At 35.3% G+C, this 21,111-nt stretch carries 19 protein-coding genes; 2 read left to right on the forward strand and 17 right to left on the reverse strand.

Annotated elements, in window-relative coordinates; all coding sequences use genetic code 11:
* Positions 1–89: 89 nt before the first annotated feature.
* From NST91_RS22810 to NST91_RS22830, 5 genes are all read right to left on the reverse strand, one after another.
* Complete coding sequence (locus NST91_RS22810; RefSeq protein WP_341332977.1) at positions 90–1,160, reverse strand: hypothetical protein; 1,071 nt, start codon at positions 1,158–1,160, stop codon at positions 90–92.
* A gap of 97 nt (positions 1,161–1,257) precedes the next feature.
* Entirely contained in the window at positions 1,258–1,800 is a 543-nt protein-coding gene (locus NST91_RS22815; protein ID WP_341332978.1) for a signal peptidase I, read from the reverse strand.
* A 218-nt stretch (positions 1,801–2,018) separates the two neighbouring features.
* Complete coding sequence (locus NST91_RS22820) at positions 2,019–2,969, reverse strand: DUF4145 domain-containing protein (RefSeq protein ID WP_341332979.1); 951 nt, start codon at positions 2,967–2,969, stop codon at positions 2,019–2,021.
* Between the two features lie 122 nt (positions 2,970–3,091).
* Entirely contained in the window at positions 3,092–3,781 is a 690-nt protein-coding gene (locus NST91_RS22825) for a response regulator (protein ID WP_341332980.1), read from the reverse strand.
* A gap of 191 nt (positions 3,782–3,972) precedes the next feature.
* Complete coding sequence (locus NST91_RS22830; RefSeq protein ID WP_121445763.1) at positions 3,973–5,112, reverse strand: histidine kinase; 1,140 nt, start codon at positions 5,110–5,112, stop codon at positions 3,973–3,975.
* A 238-nt stretch (positions 5,113–5,350) separates the two neighbouring features.
* Here NST91_RS22830 and NST91_RS22835 point away from each other — a divergent pair, with 238 nt between their 5' ends.
* Both NST91_RS22835 and NST91_RS22840 read left to right on the forward strand, forming a co-directional pair.
* A complete protein-coding gene (locus tag NST91_RS22835) occupies positions 5,351–5,983 on the forward strand; it encodes a YigZ family protein (protein ID WP_341332981.1) in 633 nt (210 codons plus the stop codon).
* Positions 5,984–6,013: 30 nt separating this feature from the next.
* Positions 6,014–7,039, forward strand: a complete 1,026-nt coding sequence (locus NST91_RS22840) for an LCP family protein (RefSeq protein WP_341332982.1) — start codon at positions 6,014–6,016, stop codon at positions 7,037–7,039.
* A 30-nt stretch (positions 7,040–7,069) separates the two neighbouring features.
* Here NST91_RS22840 and NST91_RS22845 read toward each other — a convergent pair whose 3' ends face one another.
* The 12 genes from NST91_RS22845 to NST91_RS22900 all read right to left on the reverse strand — a co-directional run bounded on the left by NST91_RS22845 (position 7,070) and on the right by NST91_RS22900 (position 20,896).
* Positions 7,070–7,756, reverse strand: a complete 687-nt coding sequence (locus tag NST91_RS22845; protein ID WP_341332983.1) for a hypothetical protein — start codon at positions 7,754–7,756, stop codon at positions 7,070–7,072.
* Complete coding sequence (locus NST91_RS22850) at positions 7,737–9,227, reverse strand: O-antigen ligase family protein (protein ID WP_341332984.1); 1,491 nt, start codon at positions 9,225–9,227, stop codon at positions 7,737–7,739. Before NST91_RS22850 ends, NST91_RS22845 begins: the two co-directional genes overlap by 20 nt.
* A gap of 146 nt (positions 9,228–9,373) precedes the next feature.
* A complete protein-coding gene (locus NST91_RS22855) occupies positions 9,374–10,081 on the reverse strand; it encodes a DapH/DapD/GlmU-related protein (protein WP_341332985.1) in 708 nt (235 codons plus the stop codon).
* Positions 10,082–10,095: 14 nt separating this feature from the next.
* A complete protein-coding gene (gene wecB, locus NST91_RS22860; protein ID WP_341332986.1) occupies positions 10,096–11,163 on the reverse strand; it encodes a non-hydrolyzing UDP-N-acetylglucosamine 2-epimerase in 1,068 nt (355 codons plus the stop codon).
* Positions 11,164–11,166: 3 nt separating this feature from the next.
* Entirely contained in the window at positions 11,167–12,282 is a 1,116-nt protein-coding gene (locus NST91_RS22865) for a DegT/DnrJ/EryC1/StrS family aminotransferase (protein ID WP_341332987.1), read from the reverse strand.
* Positions 12,279–13,526 carry a glycosyltransferase family 4 protein gene (locus tag NST91_RS22870; RefSeq protein ID WP_341332988.1) on the reverse strand — a complete coding sequence of 416 codons (1,248 nt, stop codon included), beginning with the start codon at positions 13,524–13,526 and terminating at the stop codon, positions 12,279–12,281. The genes NST91_RS22865 and NST91_RS22870 overlap by 4 nt, the downstream gene beginning before the upstream one ends.
* A 31-nt stretch (positions 13,527–13,557) precedes the next feature.
* Positions 13,558–14,652 carry a glycosyltransferase family 4 protein gene (locus NST91_RS22875; RefSeq protein ID WP_341332989.1) on the reverse strand — a complete coding sequence of 365 codons (1,095 nt, stop codon included), beginning with the start codon at positions 14,650–14,652 and terminating at the stop codon, positions 13,558–13,560.
* 66 nt (positions 14,653–14,718) lie between these two features.
* Complete coding sequence (locus tag NST91_RS22880; protein WP_341332990.1) at positions 14,719–16,050, reverse strand: nucleotide sugar dehydrogenase; 1,332 nt, start codon at positions 16,048–16,050, stop codon at positions 14,719–14,721.
* 229 nt (positions 16,051–16,279) lie between these two features.
* Positions 16,280–17,185 carry an NAD-dependent epimerase/dehydratase family protein gene (locus NST91_RS22885; RefSeq protein ID WP_341332991.1) on the reverse strand — a complete coding sequence of 302 codons (906 nt, stop codon included), beginning with the start codon at positions 17,183–17,185 and terminating at the stop codon, positions 16,280–16,282.
* On the reverse strand, positions 17,182–18,540 hold the full coding sequence (locus tag NST91_RS22890; RefSeq protein WP_341332992.1) for a flippase: 1,359 nt from the start codon (positions 18,538–18,540) through the stop codon (positions 17,182–17,184). Before NST91_RS22890 ends, NST91_RS22885 begins: the two co-directional genes overlap by 4 nt.
* Complete coding sequence (locus NST91_RS22895) at positions 18,506–19,780, reverse strand: glycosyltransferase (RefSeq protein ID WP_341332993.1); 1,275 nt, start codon at positions 19,778–19,780, stop codon at positions 18,506–18,508. Before NST91_RS22895 ends, NST91_RS22890 begins: the two co-directional genes overlap by 35 nt.
* Positions 19,781–19,837: 57 nt before the next feature.
* The gene (locus NST91_RS22900; RefSeq protein ID WP_341332994.1) at positions 19,838–20,896 is read right to left on the reverse strand and encodes a glycosyltransferase family 4 protein; all 1,059 of its coding nucleotides are present in this window, start codon (positions 20,894–20,896) and stop codon (positions 19,838–19,840) included.
* Between the last annotated feature and the right edge of the window lie 215 nt (positions 20,897–21,111).

A 21,111-nucleotide genomic window follows, 5' to 3' on the forward strand; every position in this document is an offset into this window, starting at 1 on the left:
TGTGGTTCCTCCTTTTTCAAACGTTATAGATCGTCATAATGCACATGTTTTTCTTAATAAAGAACAAAAGGACAAAACTTATCCCTCAATTATTTCTTTTCTACTAACCAATCACTCTCAATTTGCCATTTGCCGTCACCAAGGTTTGTGAAAGTTACATCGATATTTTTCACGTTATTGCTAAACCTTAAGTTCAAATCTACCTTATCACCGACTGTAGGTTTAACAAATGAGAAATTAGAGTATCTTAAATAAATTGTGTTTTTCTCTCCACCAGAATTTGTATACATCGGATTATTATGTTGTGTTCTTCCATTTGCAGTGGAGAATAGTTCTCCAGAAATAGATAGCTTAAGCTGCTCAAAATGTGTTTCCTCTTCCACAACTTCATAATACACATAGCGAGATGCCACTTTTTCATCTAGGGCTTTTTGTAAATCTGCTACTTTCGCCTTTAATTCAGTCTTTGTTTTTCCGTCTACTAATCCATCAACGTAAGCAGCTAGCTCATTAATTGAATCTTGCACTGCGTCTGATTGAGCTTTTGTAAAGTTCCCTCTATTAAAAGAAGTGTTATTATGAACTTTATCTAATGCAAGGAACGCTTCGTTTACTGCCTCATACTTTTCTTTTGCTACCTGAGCGCTACTTGCTTCAACTTGTGTTGCAATAACCTCTAAGCGGATGTTTCCACTTTTACCTTCAAAATTAATATCATTATCACTGTGTGGCCAATCAACTAAAATACGATAGTTTTCTACGTCAGCTTCCGGTTTAAATGCAGTTGAATGATCTAGAGATACCCATTCGCCATCAAGTTGACGCTGTAATGTAAAGGTAACTGGAGAATTCGCATTTGCAGGGAACAATTCACCAGATGGAGTTAACTTCACTTGATACTCTACTGGTACTTCAGTACCTTTCTTATTCACTTCAAAGCTATAGGCTTCTATTGTTTCCATGCCTGGATAAAGCTCATCTAACTGAAATTGTTCATCACCAATCGCCTGTCCATTATGCTTTGCTTCAACCTTAAAGCTAGCAGCTGTTGCCATATTCTTGTCACTTTTAAAACTGAGCGAGTAGTAAGCAATCGTACCAACAACTGCAATACAAACTACTAACAATGAAACTAATCCAATAATACTTTTTTTCTTCATGGTATCCTCCCGTTTCTACTAATGTATTAAACTGCTAAAAATAGTTAAATGACACCTCCTTCATCAAATAAGTTATGAGTAATAACGGTGGAATGCATTATGTATGACTAGTTTCTTCTCGCTGTGCTGTTAGCATCTTTTTGATCATTCCAAGCGTTATTATCAACAAAATTAAAAGAGAGATTATGATAATACCAGTAGGGGTTTGTAAGATTTGGGCCAAATGCCCAGCCTTAGGTATCGTAAAAGCTAAAACGCCTACAATTTGGTCTGAGGACACAAAGTTTTGATCCACCACATTATTGGCATCACCTTTTGTTTGATAAAGGGTTTCCCCATCCTTTTTTACCAAATCAACGATCCGATGTGTTACGAGTGTTTGTTGGTTCATTTGATACGTGATGACGTCCTCTACTTGGAGTTTACTAGGATCCTTCCCCTTGACGATAATCATATCTCCGGGGTGTATTTCCGGCTCCATACTACCTGTCATCACGGTCATGATTTTAAAACCAAGGATGGAGGGAACTTGTCCAATCTGATTTTTTGATTGAAAGGTCGACACCAGCACTAAAACACTTAACAGAACGAATAAAGCAAATAATACATTTCCACTCCATCTTAATGTCTTCTTTAGCATATTTTCACTCCTTTTTAAAAAAGGGCATCTCGGATTTTGTTCTTTTAAGAGAACAATCTGTATATACCATAACGTATTCATTCTTTGATTTCAAGCATTTTTTAACAGATATTTCTTTAATAAGAACGATTTGCTATGAAGTTAGATTAATAGTTTCTCCTTCCTGAGCAAATAAAAAAAGGCTAACCTCATCACATGAGGAAAGCCTTCCAACTATTTTATATTACCTTTTCAGATTCTAGCACTTCTATTATTCTCTTCAATAAAAACTCTAGTTCGCCATTTGTTTGGAACGTAAATGGATATCCATAATTTGATTTAAGTTGGCCGTCTTCCTCTTTTTTCGGGAAGCGTCTTAAAGCCGTATTTTTAAGTGGTTTCGTCTGCACTTCTTCAAACAAGTTGGCTTTTTCAACTAACCAAGGATGTACAGTTATTGTTGGATTAATATTATCCAATAAATAAACAAACCCTGTTTTGAAATCATCAAATTGGAATTCAGCCGCTTTTTTTGAAAGGTTCGTAAAGTTAAAGTGGACTTTTTCAAATGTTTGTTGAAATCTGTCCAAGGGAACATGTCGCTCTTTTGTCTTTTCCGGAGAAACATGTGATCTCTTTTCAACAACTGGTTGCTGTTTCTTTTCTTCTTTCAATTCCTTTAGTTGTTCTTCTATTTCCCTTAACTGTTGCTGTGTTTCTTTAATGTAATCGTCCATCCATTGTCTCATCACGTCAAAGTCTTGGATTCGCTGGGAAGGTAATTTGTATGCAGGTGCTGTAAAGGTGTGGCTTACATAGACTTCTGCGTACCATACCCCTAAGTCAAAAATGGTCCGATGTGCTTCTTTTGCTACTTCTTGGTCTATCTCAACCACTTGATGAACCGCAATATTGCCATTCTTTCTGATATATTCTAGCTTTTTATATACGTCGTCAGAAATAATATCATGACTATATAACTTTCTAATCTTTTGTACCTGTGTGAGTGCAAATCCTTCGTTCATATTCTCTTGCTCCAAAATCATCGTAACAATTAATTCTCCGAATAAGCGCGCTTGAGTTAAAGCCACCTGTGGTTGTTCCCATAATAGAGCTTCTACCCTTAATGCTGCTTCTTCTAATTGGCTTGAGAACTCTCCTAAAAAATGAAATACACTATTCTTCTTCATTTTATTATCACTTCCTATTTACTTATAGCTAAATTTTACTATAAACATCACACCATTCCCATAAAAAACAAAAAGCCAAGCTCCATCACAAGAGCTCGGCCTTCTACTTTATTCGTATTCTATTATTTAACCTCAACCCAGCCATTTTTAATTGCAACTACAACGGCTTGAGTACGGTCATTTACGTTCATTTTTTGTAGAATATTACTTACGTGGTTTTTAACCGTTTTTTCACTGATATATAGGTCGTCACCAATACCGCGGTTGCTACGTCCATCCGTTAATAACTGGAGAACCTCACATTCTCTTCTCGTTAATAGATGCAATGGACGGCGAACCTCTACCGCTGCATGAGAATGCGCTGAAACGGATTGACCACTTGCAACTGCAAGTCGACGGAATTCTTTTACTAGGTTATGCGTTACTCTTGGATGCAAGTAAGATCCACCCTCTGCGACAACTTTAACCGCTTCGACTAGAGAATCCGCATCCATTTCTTTTAATAAATAACCAGTTGCTCCAGTTTTAAGGGCATGCGTCACATAGCTTTCATCATCGTGGATGGATAAAATAATGACCTTCGTATCAGGGTAAGTGTCAATCAATTGTTTCGTCGCTTCAATCCCATTCAAGTTCGGCATATTGATATCCATGATGACAACATCAGGCTTATGCTGCTCAATGAGTGCTAGTGCCTGTTCCCCATCGTCACCCTCTGCTACGACTTGAAAGGTTGGTTCAAAATCTAGTATTCGTTTTACACCTTCGCGAAATAATTGGTGATCATCAATAATAACTATGCTTGTTTTCATAAATAACGCCTCCCCCTTTCATTTTACAATCGAGGCAATTTCGGTCAATACTCCTAAAGCAGTATTAACAGACAATATTAGTAAGATTATTCTTGTTTTTCCTATATAAATAAGCAGCTAATAGTAGTTGGACCATTTCTTGTAACGTATCATGAATTACCGAAATTTTCTCACGGATTGAAAAGGGAAAATCAAACTTCAATCGGTACTTGTATCATTACAATTGTACCAGCACCAACACTTGAATCAATGGTAAGATTTCCATCTAGTAAATCTACTCGTTCTCTCATCCCAATTAAGCCGAACGAGTCTTTTTTCTTTTCGCGAATATCAAAGCCTTTTCCATTGTCTTTTACGATAACCGTTACATGATTTCTACTTATCTCAAGCTTAACTGCGATTTCACGAGCCTCCGCATGTTTTAGTGCATTTTGGACAGCTTCCTGAACCATACGGAATAGAGCTACCTCAAATTTTGAAGGTATTCTCTGCTCCGAACCAATAAATGTAAAAGAAATCGTAGTGTCTCCATTATATTCTTCGATCGTGGATAGGTACTTTTTGAGGGTAGGTACTAATCCAAGATCATCCAATGCCATCGGACGTAAGTCATAAATAATTCGACGAACCTCATACAGCGCCGACCGAACCATTTTACGCAAATCATGAATTTCCTTCACGCCTTGCTCAGGGCTTTCGCGGTAGACCTTATCGATAATTTGGGAACGCAGCATCACATTCGCTAGCATCTGGGCTGGTCCATCATGAATCTCACGAGAAAGCTTACGACGTTCTTCTTCCTGCGCTTCAATGATCTTAAGTCCGAATGCCTGCTTTTGCTTGGCATCCTCTAAAATCTCGCCAACCATTTTAAAATCACTATTTAAATAATTGAGAACAACGGAAATTTGACCGACAAGATGATCCGCACGCTCAATTGTTTCATTTAGGCCTACTAGACGTCTTTCAAGCTCATCACGACGCTCGCGCAGCTGCTTTTCTTCTTGCCTTACAACAGTCAATTGCATCTGCAGGTCATGAGCCTTTTCATATGCATTGCGTATTTCCTCTTCTGAATACTTATTAAAATGGCTACTAACCTCAGAGAGCCGTTTCCTTGCAAAACGAGTATGGATTTCTAGCTTATCCACTTCATCAATAATCGTCCCAACACGTTCTTTAATTTCCTTTAACTCGTCCGTTAAACTGATAAATTCTTGGCGTGATTGCTCACCAATCCGAAAAATCTCTTCTTTACTATGATCAACGGTATGAACCATTTTTTCCAATATTGAATCCAGAACTTTACTATCAAGCCCCTTGGTGGCCATCTCTCCACCTCCATCTAAATTATATACGGATTTGTTTTTTACAGCGTTTCATAACAGTTACATTTGTATTACATTCAGCCTATGCCAAAAACAAACCATTGATGTAAAAATTATGTCGTTTTATAATAGAAGAATGGGCAAAAAATTACAGAAAAACTAGATTAGTGTCGAATTACGTCGCACTACTTTTACCAAGCCTATTTTTCGCAACAAAGCCCAGGATAGGAGGTATTTCATAATGCTTCATTCCTATTATACAGTAAAAGGGTATGGCGAGCATGAAATAAATATTCAAAAATCACGCTTTATTGCATATATTGACCGCGCTACAACCGAACTAGAGGCTCAAGAATTCATCCAAAAAGTAAAAAAACAAAACTGGGATGCAACCCATAATTGTTCCGCTTATCTCATTGGAGAAAACGATCAAATTCAAAAAGCAAACGATGATGGCGAACCAAGTGGAACTGCTGGTGTGCCAATCTTAGAAGTCCTTAAGAAAAAACATTTAAAAGATACAGTTGTTGTCATAACTAGGTATTTTGGAGGAATAAAATTAGGAGCAGGGGGACTTATCCGCGCATATGGAAAAGCAACCTCAGAAGGCCTCCAAGCAACTGGAATCGTAGAGCGCAAGCTAATGAGAATTATGCATACGAAAATCGATTACACTTGGCTGGGCAAAGTCGAAAACGAACTTCGCTCGTCCATTTACCAAATCAAAGAAATCAAGTATATTGACGCAGTAGAAATCGAAACCTATGTAGAAGAGAACCAAACACCCCAATTCACTGAATGGATGACTGAGCTAACAAATGGACAAGCAGATATTTCTTCGGGGAATGTGGAGTATTTAGAGACAGATATGTAGTGTGACTCAGATAAATTGAGGAGAAGTGGTATGAATAAATATGAAAAAAAGAACAGAGAAGCCATTAAGAAACGAAAACGTAAAGTAAGGAGACGTAGAATCCTTGCAGTATTCCTATTTCTTTTAGTAATCATAGGTTCAGCTGCTGGATATATTCTCTATCAAACATATAATGCGGCAAAAGAATCCTATACAGAAATCGAAAATCGTATTGATGGGAAATCTGAGCTTAGAGAAGAACCAGTTCACATTTCAAATGACCCAGTTTCAATTCTACTTCTTGGTATTGAAAATTATACGGATGAGTATGATAGGGGTAGGTCTGATACCATCATGGTTGCAACTTTTAACCCATCAGACCAAACTATGAAATTGCTCAGTATTCCTCGTGATACAAGAGTTAAAATTGGAGATCTTGGATACAAAGATAAAATAAATCATTCATATTCTGAAGGTGGCAAAGAACTAACCATTGAAACAGTTGAGGGCTTTCTAGATATACCTATTGATTATTTTGTTACAGTAAATTTTGATGGTTTTATCAGTATCGTTGATTTATTGGGTGGAGTTACCGTTGATGTTCCATTCGATTTTAATGATATTAATGCAAAATGGGAAAGATTCTACTTTACCGAGGGAGAAATGGAATTAGACGGTGAAGAAGCATTAGTTTATGCACGAATGAGAAAGAAGGACCCCCGTGGTGACTTTGGTAGAAATGATCGTCAAAAACAAATTGTAACAAGTGTAATTGATAAATTATCATCACCAAAAACAATTACGAAAATTGATGATATTGCAAAAGAAATTGGCAAGAATGTAGAAACAAATATTAAAATAAGAGAAGCAATTGCATTTAGACAAAAGTTTGCTGATTTTAATTCTTCTCGTATTGAACAACTTGCACTTCAGGGCTACGATTTGGATATAAACTCTATTTATTACTTTGACCCTGATGATCAAAATCTAGAGGAAATCCAAACAGAATTGAAACAGCACTTGGAGCTTTTACCTCCTGAAACGAATGAAACAACTTATAATGAAAAAAATCAATAAGAAAAGAACCTCCAAACGGAGGTTCTTTTCTTATTTTTCTTCCTTAAACAACTCAGGGAAGATTAAAATGACAATATTTATCATAATTCCCACTAGAAAACCAAGGATTGCTCGTTGTGTTGGATTATTGCTATCCGTAGATATCACTTGGACATCCTTGTTCAAGACTGTAGACATTTGTATTGATTTAAGCTTATCATTTAGGTCATATAAAAATCTTTCTTTTGATATAAGTTCTTCAGTAGATGCGTTTATATTTTCTATTTCCGCAATTTTATTTTCGATGAGTGATATTTCATCACCTTGGACCCTATTACTTTCTTTTATAAAGCCTTGAATAAGTAATTCAAGCTGATTAATTACTTTAAGTTTATCCGGCCCTACCATGGTAAACTCAAGAACTTTACCTGGCTTAGCACTTACTGTTAGGTTTGAAAGTACATAGTCCGTATCTAAATTTAAGTGATGTTTTTCGTCCAAATAGGTTAAAAATGCACGGTTAGGAATTTGATCACGCATTAATTCCTGATGAGTCAGACCCTCTTTTTGGAAATTACCGAGCATAACTTCAGCAGTTCCTGTATAAGATACAGAAGTGTTCGGCTGAAGAAAATAAGCAATAACCGCTGTTAAAATCGGCAATAAAATCATTAATATCGCCAATCTTTTCATCCTTTTAAAAACATTTTTTACAAAGTCATTTTTTAAAACCAACATCGTTTTCCTCCAGTTTTGTATGACTATAATTTTGATAAAAATTAATAAAACCTATTACAAATGCAAATAGTAACCAATTATAAGGCAAAGCCATCATGGAGCTTGGACTAATACTTGCTAATGCAAAAGTAATCAAGCCCATAAACAACCCTTCACTAATCATCTTTATATTCTTGGTTAATGCATTTTTATAAACGTGATATAGCTTATAAATTAAACATAAGTAGATTAAAACATAAATAGTGAATATGAGTAAACCATAATTAACTAATATTTCTGCCCACCAATTGTGTATGTTAAAATCCCCGTATGTATTAAAGACTTGGAAATGTTGCATGTAATATTCGGCGTTCCCTGCACCTACACCAAATCCAAATGTCTCTTGTAAAAAGACAAGAACATTTTTTAAAAGATTAACCCTGATTTCCACGGATCCACCCTCAGCTGAGGCCTGTCCTATATTTAAACTTGTGATTTCATGTATCACCTTTTGTAAAATAGAAAGCACTCGGTTAAAGAAGATCAAGATGACCACTGGTCCTGCTATTACAAGTAATCTAAGCAAGCTAATTTTTGTTTTCTTATCTGCAATAATCAAGTACCAAAATGCAAAACTGATCATTACAGCAAGTAAATTTGCCCGTGATGAGGTTACCATTATGATGTATAAGCTTATTCCAATAAAACCGAGCCCTGCTAAAACGGATACCAATCTCCTATAATGATTCATAAACGCCAAACATAGAAAAACACTAATTGTTACAAAGCTAGCATAATCATTTTCATTTGTAAAAACAGCTGTCGGAATTGTTTTTTGATACGCTGATGCAGTGTATATCCGAGAAACTGGTAAATGAATCTGTAAAAAGTGATTGATTAAACCGATAAGTAAAAGAAAGGCAGCCATCAATAACCAAATATAATAAAAGCTTATGTAATGTTTTTCTCGAACTAGATAGGCGACTACTATGAAAATAATCCCGATACCAAATAGAAGAAATACAATATCCTTTATACCACTTGTCAAATCTTTAACCCACAGTAAAGAAATAAAAGCATACACAATCCAAAATAGAAGGAAAGTCAGAATCCCTTTTACAAATGCATCATTTGTTAGTGAAAACTTACTAAGATATATTTTGATAATACTTATCCCAGCTATAAATAAGAATAAGACCCGGTATGGAAATAAACTAAAAGGCCCTAAATCGATAGAAACTATAGCTCCTACAAAACTGCTCATGATTAACAAATACATCAAAACAATGAAGAGCGGACTTTTATTTATGATATATTTTTTAAAAATGTATAAGCCAACCATACCTGCAGCGACAACCAATACTAAAATTACATTTATTTTATAACTTGAGATGGAATGGATGTTAACAACATACCAACCTAACACAAGTGAGACAATAACAGAAAGGATGATTTGTGCTATCAAATTCTTTCGCTTGTGTGTTCGTTTCATCTTTGCCCCCTGTTTCCCAAAAATATAAGAAAATACTTTTATATTATTTCAAGTTATGGACAAAATATCAAGAAGATATCATAATTCATAATATATATCTAAAGAAAAAGTCACAAAATGAATGCATTTGTGACTTTTTCCTTTTTTTATTGATTTTTTAATAACTGGCTCTCTGGGACATTGCGTAATTTCTTCGCCGGTGAACCAATAACCAACTCTTCTTGCTCTACATCCTTCGTCACTAAACTCCCTGCACCAACAGCACCGTCTTCATGAATGACCTTTCCTGGAAGGATAGTTGAGTTAGCACCAATACGGCCGCCTTTTTTAACGGTTATACCTTTGAACTTACCTAATCGTTCTGCAGATCTAGCCATATAATTATCATTTGTTGTAACAACACATGGTGCTATAAACACATTATCTTCAAGTGTTGAATAGGCTGTAATATAACAATTGGTTTCGAGCTTGCATTTCACTCCAATTGTACAATCATTTTCAACAGCGACACCGCGGCCAACGATAGTCCGTTCACCAATTGTAACTCTCTCACGAATCGTTGCTAAGTCAGCTACAAATACGTCATTTCCTATTGTCGCATTTGCGTAAATAATGGAAGATGTTCCAATCGTACAGCCTGACCCGATAATCGTAGGAGGAAGTTCTCCAACCTCTGGTAAGATTGAATTCTTTGCTCTAGCAGGCATTTTACCAATCACAACATTGTCTTGTATGACAACATTATCTCCGATTCGTGACCCTTCATAGATAATAACATTATTACCAATCCGAACATTCTGCCCAATTTCTACATTATCCTTAATTAGGACATTTTGCCCTTTTTCTACTGACATAAGGTCACCTTCAATCAAAGAAAATTTTTAATATACTCAACTATTTTTTCAGAAGCTTTTCCATCACCATACAAACCCTCAACATAAGGCTTTTCTTCATACGAATCAACAAGTTCTTTCAAATCGTCCTTGATTGGATTTACTAGTGTATTCCAACCAACATTAACGGTCTCAACCCATTCAGTTTGATCACGCAATGTAAAACAAGGTACTTTAGCAAAGTAAGCTTCTTTTTGTACTCCTCCTGAATCAGTTACAATTGCACTTGCATTAGATTCAAGGAAAAGCATCTCTAGGTATGGTGCAGGCTCAATGATTTTAATTGTAGTTGAATTTTCAACTAGATCAAATATACCCTGTTCTTTTAGCTTCTTTTCAGTTCTTGGATGTAATGGTAATATTACTTTCTTACTTAATTTATTTAATGACATAAAGATAGCTTTAAGTCTCTCAGGATCATCAGTATTTTCTGCACGGTGGATAGTAGCTAAAATGAACTCTTCATTAATACCGAAGTCCTCAATTTTATGATTTTCTTGCGCAATTTTCGCGTTATAGATCACTGCATCGTACATGACATCCCCGACATTATGAACGCCACTAGATGTTCCCTCTGTAGCTAGGTTCTTAACAGCAACCTCGGTCGGTGCAAATAGCAACGAAGAAACATGATCAGTGAGTACACGATTTATTTCTTCTGGCATCACTCTGTTAAAGCTCCTTAATCCCGCTTCAATATGGAAGATTGGTATATGAAGCTTACTAGCAGCGATGGCAGCTGCTAGAGTTGAGTTTGTATCACCATAGACTAGAACTGCGTCAGGTTCTTCCTTTAGAAGCACTTCCTCAATTTTAATAATCATTTCACCGGTTTGCGCACCGTGATTTGCCGAACCAACTCCCAGATTATAGTCAGGCTGAGGAATATTTAATTGCTCAAAGAAAACACCTGCCATTTTATGATCATAGTGTTGCCCCGTATGAACTAGTACCTCTTGAAAAGATTGGCGTAACACTCGAGAGACAGGAGCCACTTTAATAAATTGTGGACGAGCGCCTACAATTGTAACAATTTTTTTCATTTCCTACTCCCCTTTGTAAAAGCTAGCGATTTTGCTCACAACATATTCTTGCTGTTCAGATTTTAATTCAGGGAACATTGGTAATGATAAAGCTTCCTGACACGCCTTTTCAGTTTCAGGTAAATCTCCCTCTTTATAACCAAGATTTGAGAATACCGGCTGAAGGTGAAGTGGTTTTGGATAATAAATCATCGTTTCTACTCCTTGTTCCTTCAGGTATGCCTGTAGCTCATCTCTTCGCTCAACACGAATTGTATATTGATGAAAAATATGATGACAATTTTCGTCCTGATAAGGGGTTATTACCTTATCCCCAAGCTGTTCATTTAATAGTTCTGTATAGGTGTTTGCCTTTTCATGACGAAGATTATTCCATTCATCAAGATGCGGAAACTTAACATTTAAAATAGCTGCTTGGAGTTCATCCAAACGACTATTATAGCCTAGAACATGGTGATAATACTTTGGCTTACTTCCATGCACACGAATCACGCGCATACGCTCTGCAATATCAGCGTCGTCCGTTACAATCATCCCTGCATCACCATAAGCACCTAAATTTTTAGTTGGGAAAAAGCTATAGCAAGCTGTTGTTCCTAATTCTCCAACTGATTTTCCTTTATAAGTAGCTCCGATTGCTTGTGCAGCGTCTTCAATGATAGCAAGGTTATGTTTTTTTGCAATTTCTACAATTGGGTCCATATCTACCATTTGTCCATAAAGATGAACGGGTATGATGGCTTTTGTTTTTTCTGTGATTGCTGCTTCAATTTTAGAAGGGTCAATGTTAAAGGTCTTTGGATTAATGTCAACAAAAACAGGCTTTGCTCCAATACGTGCTATTGCTCCTGCCGTTGCAAAGAAAGTAAATGATGGAGCAATTACTTCATCTCCTTCTTCAACACCACAGCCTAAAAGCGAAATATGTAATGCATCACTACCGTTCGCAACACCAACGCCGTAGCCGACATTACTGTATTTGGCCACATCTTGTTCTAAACTTTTCACATTGTCTCCAAGAATAAAATGGGCTTTTGACATAACTTGATCAAGCGCTTCACTAATTTGACCTTTTAAACCTTGATACTGTTCAGTTAAATCTAGCATAGGTACTTTCATGATCCAATTCCTCTTTTCTTCACAGTGTTAGTGTTTAATTGACATATGTCTAAAAACATCTTCGCTAATTTTTTCATATCATGATTTTCAACAAGATATTTATAGCTATTTTCTTTAATACGCTCTTTATCTTCTGTTGTTAATTCGAGCAATTCTTTTATCCCATTGGCCATTGCCTCAGCATTTTCTGGCTCTACTGTAATACCGGCATTCGCATTGTTAATAATATTATTTAATACGTTGCCAGCAAATAGTACGGGCTTTCCAACCAATAAATAATCATTTAATTTATTTAAACTAATTCCGTATTTATACAAAGGAGTATTTAGCATTGAAACCACTAAAACATCTGCCATTGAAAGGGTAGATAGTACTTCATGTTTCGGAATGCTATCGAAAAAGTAAACATGATCAAATTCTTTAGCCATTGCTTTTAATTTAGGTTTCTCTGGTCCATCTCCTACAAAAACATATGCAACCTGATCACTCGGTATATAAGCGGCACTCTCAACAATAGTTTCGAGAGAATTTGCCATACCATGTGCACCAACATACATAGCTACCTTTCCGTGCTTCTCCTTAATTTCATTAATCTCGTCAGTTAGTGATGGTTTCTTGCTTAATTCTTGCTCACGTTCAAGATTAATACCATTCGGAATGTAATAAATTTTATTTTTATCAATTCCTAAACTACTTATGTAATCTATAGCACCGGGCAAAGTAACAATAATTCGATCAGCCCGTTTATACACAAATTTTTCAATGGCTCCAAACATGATTGCCGCAGGATGTCTCTCTGACATCGAGCCGAAATCAATTAAAGTTCTCGGCCATAAATCTCGAATTTCAACGATATACGTTGCCTTTTTCCATTTACTTAAATAATATCCTGCTAAACAAGCGAACAAATGGACAGAGGAACCAACAATAGCATCAGGTTTCTCCTTCTTTTGTAAACCGCGGAAAATGGACATAAAAAAGTAACTAATCATATTTATAATTCGCCTGACTCCGTTTCCCTTGTATGGAAAAGTCCATAGCCATTCGAATAGAACACCATTCACGTTTTCTTGGTAATTTTTCCTGTTAGGATCTCGCCATTTAAACATATAGGCTAAAAAACTGCTAGCAAAAATGGTGATATCATGCCCCTGTTGCTCTAAAACCTTTGAAATATCATAATGCCTTGTAATACCACTTTCATTCGGTTTTAGCGCAACATGGTTTAAAATCCATATCTTCAAAAGAGATTACACCACCTCTATTGTTCAATTATTAGATTGATTCATATAAACCAACTAATTTTATACTTTCTTGCTCCCAATTATATTGCTGTTCAATAGCTTGTCTACCATTGACACCCATTTGCTTTGCTTCTTCTGGATGATCAACAATCCATGAAATTGCTTCTGCTATAGCATTAGGGTCTAATGGATTGACACAGATTCCGCAGTTATTACCTTCTATTATTTGTTTCCATAAATCGAAGTTAGAAGAGATTACTGGAATCCCAGCCGACATGTATTCAAACATTTTATTTGGCTGTGCATTAATATGGTTTGGCTTAGGATGAAATAAAACAAGTCCTGAGTAAGAATTAGATAGTGTTTCTGCAACTTTTTCTCTACTTACAAAACCTAAGTCAATTACATTTTTCCAACCATCTGTTGTCATTAAGTTCTCCTTTAATGATGGAGGAGAAAACTTTCCACCAACAAACAGCTTTGCATCGGTTTTACCAATGGCCTCAACCATTTCTTTTGCACCACGTATTTCATTGATTCCACCAATATAGCAAACAGCCTTAGTTTTCTGAGACCAATTCGTTTCAGGTATATAAAGTTCACTAAGAACAGGATAATTGTTTACATTAACAGCATGACAACCCATATTAACAAATCGCTCTGTTATATATGGTGTTGCGCCAACAATGGCAGAAAATCGTTTTGCGGCAAAGTTCTCGAATTTTTCAAATGTCCAAGAAATAATACCCCTTAAAGCCTTTGGAATCCAAGCCTTTGAGAGAATTTGTCGTGGAACATCTTCATGAACGTCATATATGACCCTTTTTCCCTTTGATTTTAATAATAACCCAAAAGGAAGTAACTCTGGGTCGTGGAAATGATAGACATCCGCATTTTGTTTTAGCGCTGTCTTATACACACTCACAGTAGTTTTTAACATTCTTGATAATTTACCTTTACTATTGGACTTTACCCCAATAATATGTACGCCTTTATCTTCTTCTGTTTCAGCGTTAGCAACAACTAAAGATACGTCATGTCCAGCTTTTGCTAATGATTGGCACTCTTTTATGAAAATACGAATATCCTTTGCCGGATGAGCTGACGTAAAATGACAAACCTTCATATAAAAATCCACCTCATATATCATAACGTGCATAAACCAGACCAAAATAGGTCTGGCTTACACTTTTTACAAACGGTAATATTTTGCGTGATCTGTTGAGTACTCTTTAAGTGCATTTCTAGTATCAAAAATCACCTTAGATTTTTCAGCAATTAATTGATAATCAAAAGCTGAATGGTTTGTTGTGATTATAACTAAGTCAGCTTCTTCTAACAATTCTTCATTCAGCTGTAATGGTTCAATTGTTCTTCCATTTAGTCTAAAAGAAGGAACATGCGGATCCACTACATTAAAGTCAGCACCAGCTTTTTCAAGTTCATCTAGGATTAATAAAGCTGGAGATTCCCTTACATCATCAATATCTTTCTTATAAGCAACACCCAAAACAAGTACCTTTGAACCGTTTAGAGCCTTTTTCTCTTTATTCAATATTTGCATACAACGATCAATAACAAAGTCAGGCATGCTGTTATTAATTTCTCCAGCTAGTTCAATAAGTCTTGTATGGTAATTATACTCTCTTGCTTTCCATGTTAGATAGAATGGATCGATTGGAATACAGTGTCCACCAAGTCCTGGTCCTGGATAGAATGGCATAAATCCATATGGTTTTGTCGCAGCAGCATCAATAACTTCCCAAACATCAATGCCCATCTTATTACATAAAATCGCCATTTCATTTGCTAATGCAATGTTAATATGTCTAAAAGTGTTTTCAAGGATTTTTTCCATCTCAGCAACCGCTGGACTTGAAACCTGATGTACATCCCCTTCTAAAACATTTGAATACATAGCAGCAGCAATTGTAGTACATGCTGGTGTAATCCCACCGACTACTTTAGGCGTGTTTTTTGTATTATAAAATTTATTCCCTGGATCAACACGTTCAGGTGAATATGCTAAGAAAAAGTCCTCCCCACATACTAAACCTGTTCCCTCAAATATTGGCTTTAATACCTCTTCAGTAGTACCAGGGTAGGTTGTACTTTCAAGTACGATTAACATTTCTTTATGCATATATTTTGATATTTCTTTACCAGAACTTTCAACATATGAAGTATCCGGCTGTTGATACGTGTCAAGTGGTGTTGGTACACAAATAGCTACTGCGTCTACCTCTTGAATTCTAGAATAATCCGTAGTTGCAACTAATTTTCCTTCTGCAGTAAATTCTTTTAACTCTTCATCAACAACATCACCAATATAATTAATACCTTCATTAACCATATCAACTCTTTTTTGTTGAACATCGAACCCAATTACACGATAACCTGCTCTTGCTTTTTCTACTGCAAGAGGGAGACCAACGTAACCCAAGCCAACTACACCAATTGTAGCTTGGCGATTTTCTATTTTGTTTAATAGCTCACGACCATTTTCATTAAGCTGTACTGACATTTAAAGGACCTCACTTTTTTATTAAGAAATCAATTATCTTGATACAGATAATTTATCTATTCCTTATTCTATACTACAAAATTCGTAGTCAATCGATAAATTTTGACCCTATTCTTTAAAGATTTGGGGTCAACATTTATATTTTAAAGGTTTTTACTAAAATTACAATTACTTTCATCGAATGTTGTTTTACAACTTCATTACAATTTCATTAATTTCTATATCGTTATTATTCCATTACTTTCAAAGTTAATGCTAGGCCTTCCTCAATTGAAAAAACAGGCTTCCATTTAGTCAATTCTTTAAACTGAGAATTATCTAGTGAACTTCGATAAATATCACCTTCGCGTTCATCCTTATACTGAGGTCTTATATCCATCTGCATTAACTTCGTTATAGTATTATATAGCTCATTAACGGATAATTCGGTATTCGAACTAATGTTATAAATTCCACTTTTGGCATTAAGTGCATGCAAATGAGCTCTAGCGATATCTTCAACATAAATAAAATCTCTTGTTTGAGAACCGTCTCCGTATATGGTTAAAGGAAGTCCAGCCAAAATATTTTCAATAAATATTTTAACAACCCCACCTTCACCTTTTTCAGATTGTTTCGGCCCATATACATTCGCATACCTTAATATGATATGGTCGATATTATTTTGCTCGCAGAACGTCCCGATGTAATACTCACTTGCCATTTTTGAAATTCCATATGGAGAAGTTGGTGCTAGTTTTTCGTCTTCTTTAATTGGGAGACTTTCATTATCTCCGTAAACAGCTGCAGTGGATGCAAAAATGATTCGTTTAACATTGTTTGATTTTGCAAACCTGAGAATGTTTAAAGTGCCTTCAATATTGATATGCATGTCGTAAACTGGGTCTTTTACTGAATCAGGTACACTCGTCTGGGCTGCTAAATGAATAATCGTATCGATATTCTTCAAATATTGATTGCTTATTTGATTGATTTCTCTTACATCTCCTTCAACCAAACAGTCATCAGATTGGATATTTTCACGACTACCAGTAATAAAGTTATCAAAGATAACAACATTATGGCCTTCTTTCTTCAACAGTTCTTTTGTATATGTTCCAATAAAACCGGCACCACCAGTTAGTAATATATTCACGAAGATCCCTTCCTTGCTACGTTAACACGTATTTTTTTCTGAATAGCTTTAAGCAAAGATTTGTATAATACAATATCTTCTTTTTGAATTAATAACAATTTACTATACGATTGACTACTGATTTTTCTAAATATAATCAATTTAATAATGAAGCTTATAAAATAGGTTATCGTTGTTGCATACGCAGATCCCATAATCCCAAATTGAGGAATTAGAAGAATATTTAATCCAACATTCATAATAACATTAAAAATTGATGTATACATATTAATTTCCGGCTTACCTCGGCCCGCGATATCGTTAGAAAAAATCTTTTCGACTGATAGAAAAATGATTCCAATCATAATAATTTTTAATACATCGGAACTCTGTATATATTCTCTGCCAAAGAATAATCCAATAACGAAATCAGATACGATTAATAAAGCAATAGAAGCTAAAATCGAAATAAGAAGTACATTCCTACTTACAATAGAAGTCAGTCTGTTTCGTGCATCCTCTGTATCTTCAGAGGCTATTTTAGGAAACAGAACACTAGAAATAGCTGTCGAAACCATTGTAATCCTTTCTCCTACATTCACTGCAACCGTGTAAATCCCGACTGAAGCAGGAGAAAGGAAATAACCAACTATAAAAACGTCCAATCTGTAGTTTAAAAAAGTGGCAAGATTACTTACATAAGCCTTAAATCCATAGTCGACTGATTCCTTTAAATAAGGTCTTGAAAATTGTCCTGATGATAATCTTAACTGTTTTTTCTTAAGTAACAAATATAAGATAACAAAGACAGTCGTAATATTCCCTAACACAAAGCCTATAATAGCTCCTATAAGTCCATAATCAAGAACAATGATAAATAATGAGATAAACCCTAATATGGCAAACTGATTAATAATCATCAACGTATTATAGCTTTTAAAATCCTGTAGACCGTGAAATATCGTTTGGAGAAATTCCTTTAAAAAGATAAACGGAATTGAAAACAAGACCATATAGAGTAATGAAATTTCAACTCCTTCAAATAAGGCTTCAGAGAAGAAAACAATAACCACGAGTCCTGCTACAACGGCAACCAAACTCAATAAAATTCCGACTAAAATATTTGTTTTAAGAACGGTCTCCAAAAGAAATTTGTTTTTACTAACAAAATAAATCGTTGATGTATTAATCCCAATGCTGATAAACATCATGAGCATCAAAGGTAGTAGTGTTACAAGAGAATATTTACCTTGATCAACCGGCCCTAGGAAACGAGTTAACACGACAAGCAGAAGAATTCCAATGCCAATATTCATGACCTGCCGAGTCAGTGTAATGATGCTATCTGAGATAAACTTTTTGTTGTTGGCTTTCATTTGCATTCTCCAATATGTTTTCTAATCTTGTTGAAAAATCTCGATAGTTGAGTTCCGCATTATACCTAGAGTTCCAAATGGTAAATGCAGACGTGCTTCTTTTCTGTTTTTCAATGCTCGTTAGATTTCTATACTCAGTAAGATATTTTGCCAATTTTTCTGGCTTTATATCTTTTTCAATTAACTTCCCGCTGCTATTATCTACAAGCTCCGAGGTTCCTCCCACATCTGTTGCCATGACTGGAATACCACAACTAAATGCTTCCATAATCGAGACAGGAATCCCTTCGCTCTCACTTACATTGATAAATAGATCGGCCGCTTCTTTTTGATAGTTCTCTAATACTTCAGTATTGGAAAGGTTCCCTAAAAACCTTACCTTACTATTTGAAGGTAAGCTTTTTGCCTTTTCTTTCAACTCATTTTCGAGTGGTCCGCCACCAATATGTCTCCACTCAACTGGAAAATCTACCAACTTTAGTGCTTCAAGAAGTAAATGAAGTCTTTTTACAGGCACCATATACGAACAGGTAACGATCCGAAGAATGTTGTCATCAGAAAATGTAGCCTTTATATTCTTGTTTAAAGTACCCAATCTGCTTATTTCCAAGATAGAGCCTACTGTTTGGTCTTTTTCGTATAAATAGTCATAACCATTTTGTGAAATTAAAAATAATTGATTCAGCTTATGAATGACATTGAATTGAAAAGGAATATAAGCAGGATTGTAACGTTCCAAATATAAGTCTCCACCGTGTGCTCTTGAAACAACAGGAATACGGATATGCTCTTTTAGCATAACTGCACCTAAAGCTCCAGGATTTTGCCAATACGAATAGATGATTGTTTCACCTAGCTCTAATTGGAGCTCTTTTTTAATGGAATCTTTAACGACCTTTGCAATACTTATCCAATTTAAAGCGTTAATATATCCCTTCATTCCATGCTTTTTAAAGAAAGGCAATTCTTGAGACAACCACTTCATACATTGAGTGTCAAAAAGGGCACTAACTATCCTCTTACCCCTTTTAAGGGTACCTTTTTGGTCAAAATCATTCAAAAAATGAATCGAAGCATTTGATGGTAATTCTCTTGTCGGTCTCGCTGAACTCTTAGATATATTTATTGGAAATATGTGTATCTCATCAAAAACCTGACTAAGAAATGGTATTTCCGTCTCCAAAAATGCTTCACTTTGATTAAATGGATACTGGTGAGTTAATAAAATTAGTTTTTTCATTATTCTAACTCCTGCTTCTTAATTAAAAAAACCGTTGGTGATATTGTCACAAACGGTTTAATGCTTCTCAAAAACTCGACGATACATCTTTAGAAATGGCTTATAACCCTCATTAACAAGACCAACTAATTCTGCAATGATCTGGAAAAAAATCAACAGTCCAGCAACAATTAATAGCGAACCCCATAATGTTGCCGATTCAAACACAATCGCACATATACTAAATAGAATTCCCATCGCATAAATAATCAAAACTGTATTACGATGTGAGAACCCCAATGCCAAGATACGATGGTGCAAATGAGATTTGTCTGGAGCTGCAATTGGCTTCTTATTGACAATACGACGTATAATGGCAAAGGTTGTATCAAAAATAGGAACACCTAAAATAAGAATCGGAACAACAAAACTAAATAAGGTTACGCTTTTATATAAACCCAACAACGAAAGAATGGAAATGGAATATCCAAGGAAAAGCGCACCTGTATCCCCCATAAATATCTTGGCAGGATGAAAATTATAGAACAAGAACCCAATTGTACTTCCAAGTAGAATCAATGCTAACGGTAGAATCAAACCTTTACCAGCAATACCTGCCATAATTGCAATTGTTGCAATACCAATTGACGAAATACCCGCTGCTAGTCCATCCAAACCGTCGATTAAATTAATGGCATTAGTGATAGCTACAATCCAAAAAATAGTTACCGGTATTGCCCATATGCCTAAATTAATTTTTTCAACAAAGGGTATACTTATAAAATCAATTGTTAATCCCGTACTTACAATTATACCTGCAACACCAATTTGCCCAATAAATTTTACTTTTGCAGACAATTGGTATTTATCATCGAGAATCCCAATAATAATAATTATAAGAGCTCCCAAAATAATACCGGTCATTCTTTCTTTGTAAAGACCGCTTGCAAAAAATCCAACAAAAACGCCGATAAAAATAGCTAACCCTCCAAGACGGGGCATAACTTTCTGATGAACCTTTCTATGATTTGGCTTATCAGTTGCACCAATCTTTATAGCAAGTTTTATAACAAACGGAGTCGCGATTAGGACAGTTATAAAAGATGCGAAAAACGCTATAATTAAACGAATGTCCATTGGAAGATCTCCTTTAAAATCATTTTCAAATTCTCCAATTAGTGTATCATATCCCTAAAATATTTCAATTTAAGTTTTTGTTATTGATACGTAATACTAAATTTGTCATACTTCTACTATTTCCTTAATACATCAAGGTTAGAAGTGTTAATTCATTACATTTTTGACTTCTATTTAATAAGACGACTTTTTTACAATTTTGTTACATATTCGCT

Source organism: Ferdinandcohnia sp. FSL W7-1320, from assembly GCF_038050315.1.
Taxonomy (GTDB): Bacteria; Bacillota; Bacilli; order Bacillales; family Bacillaceae_L; genus Ferdinandcohnia; species Ferdinandcohnia aciditolerans.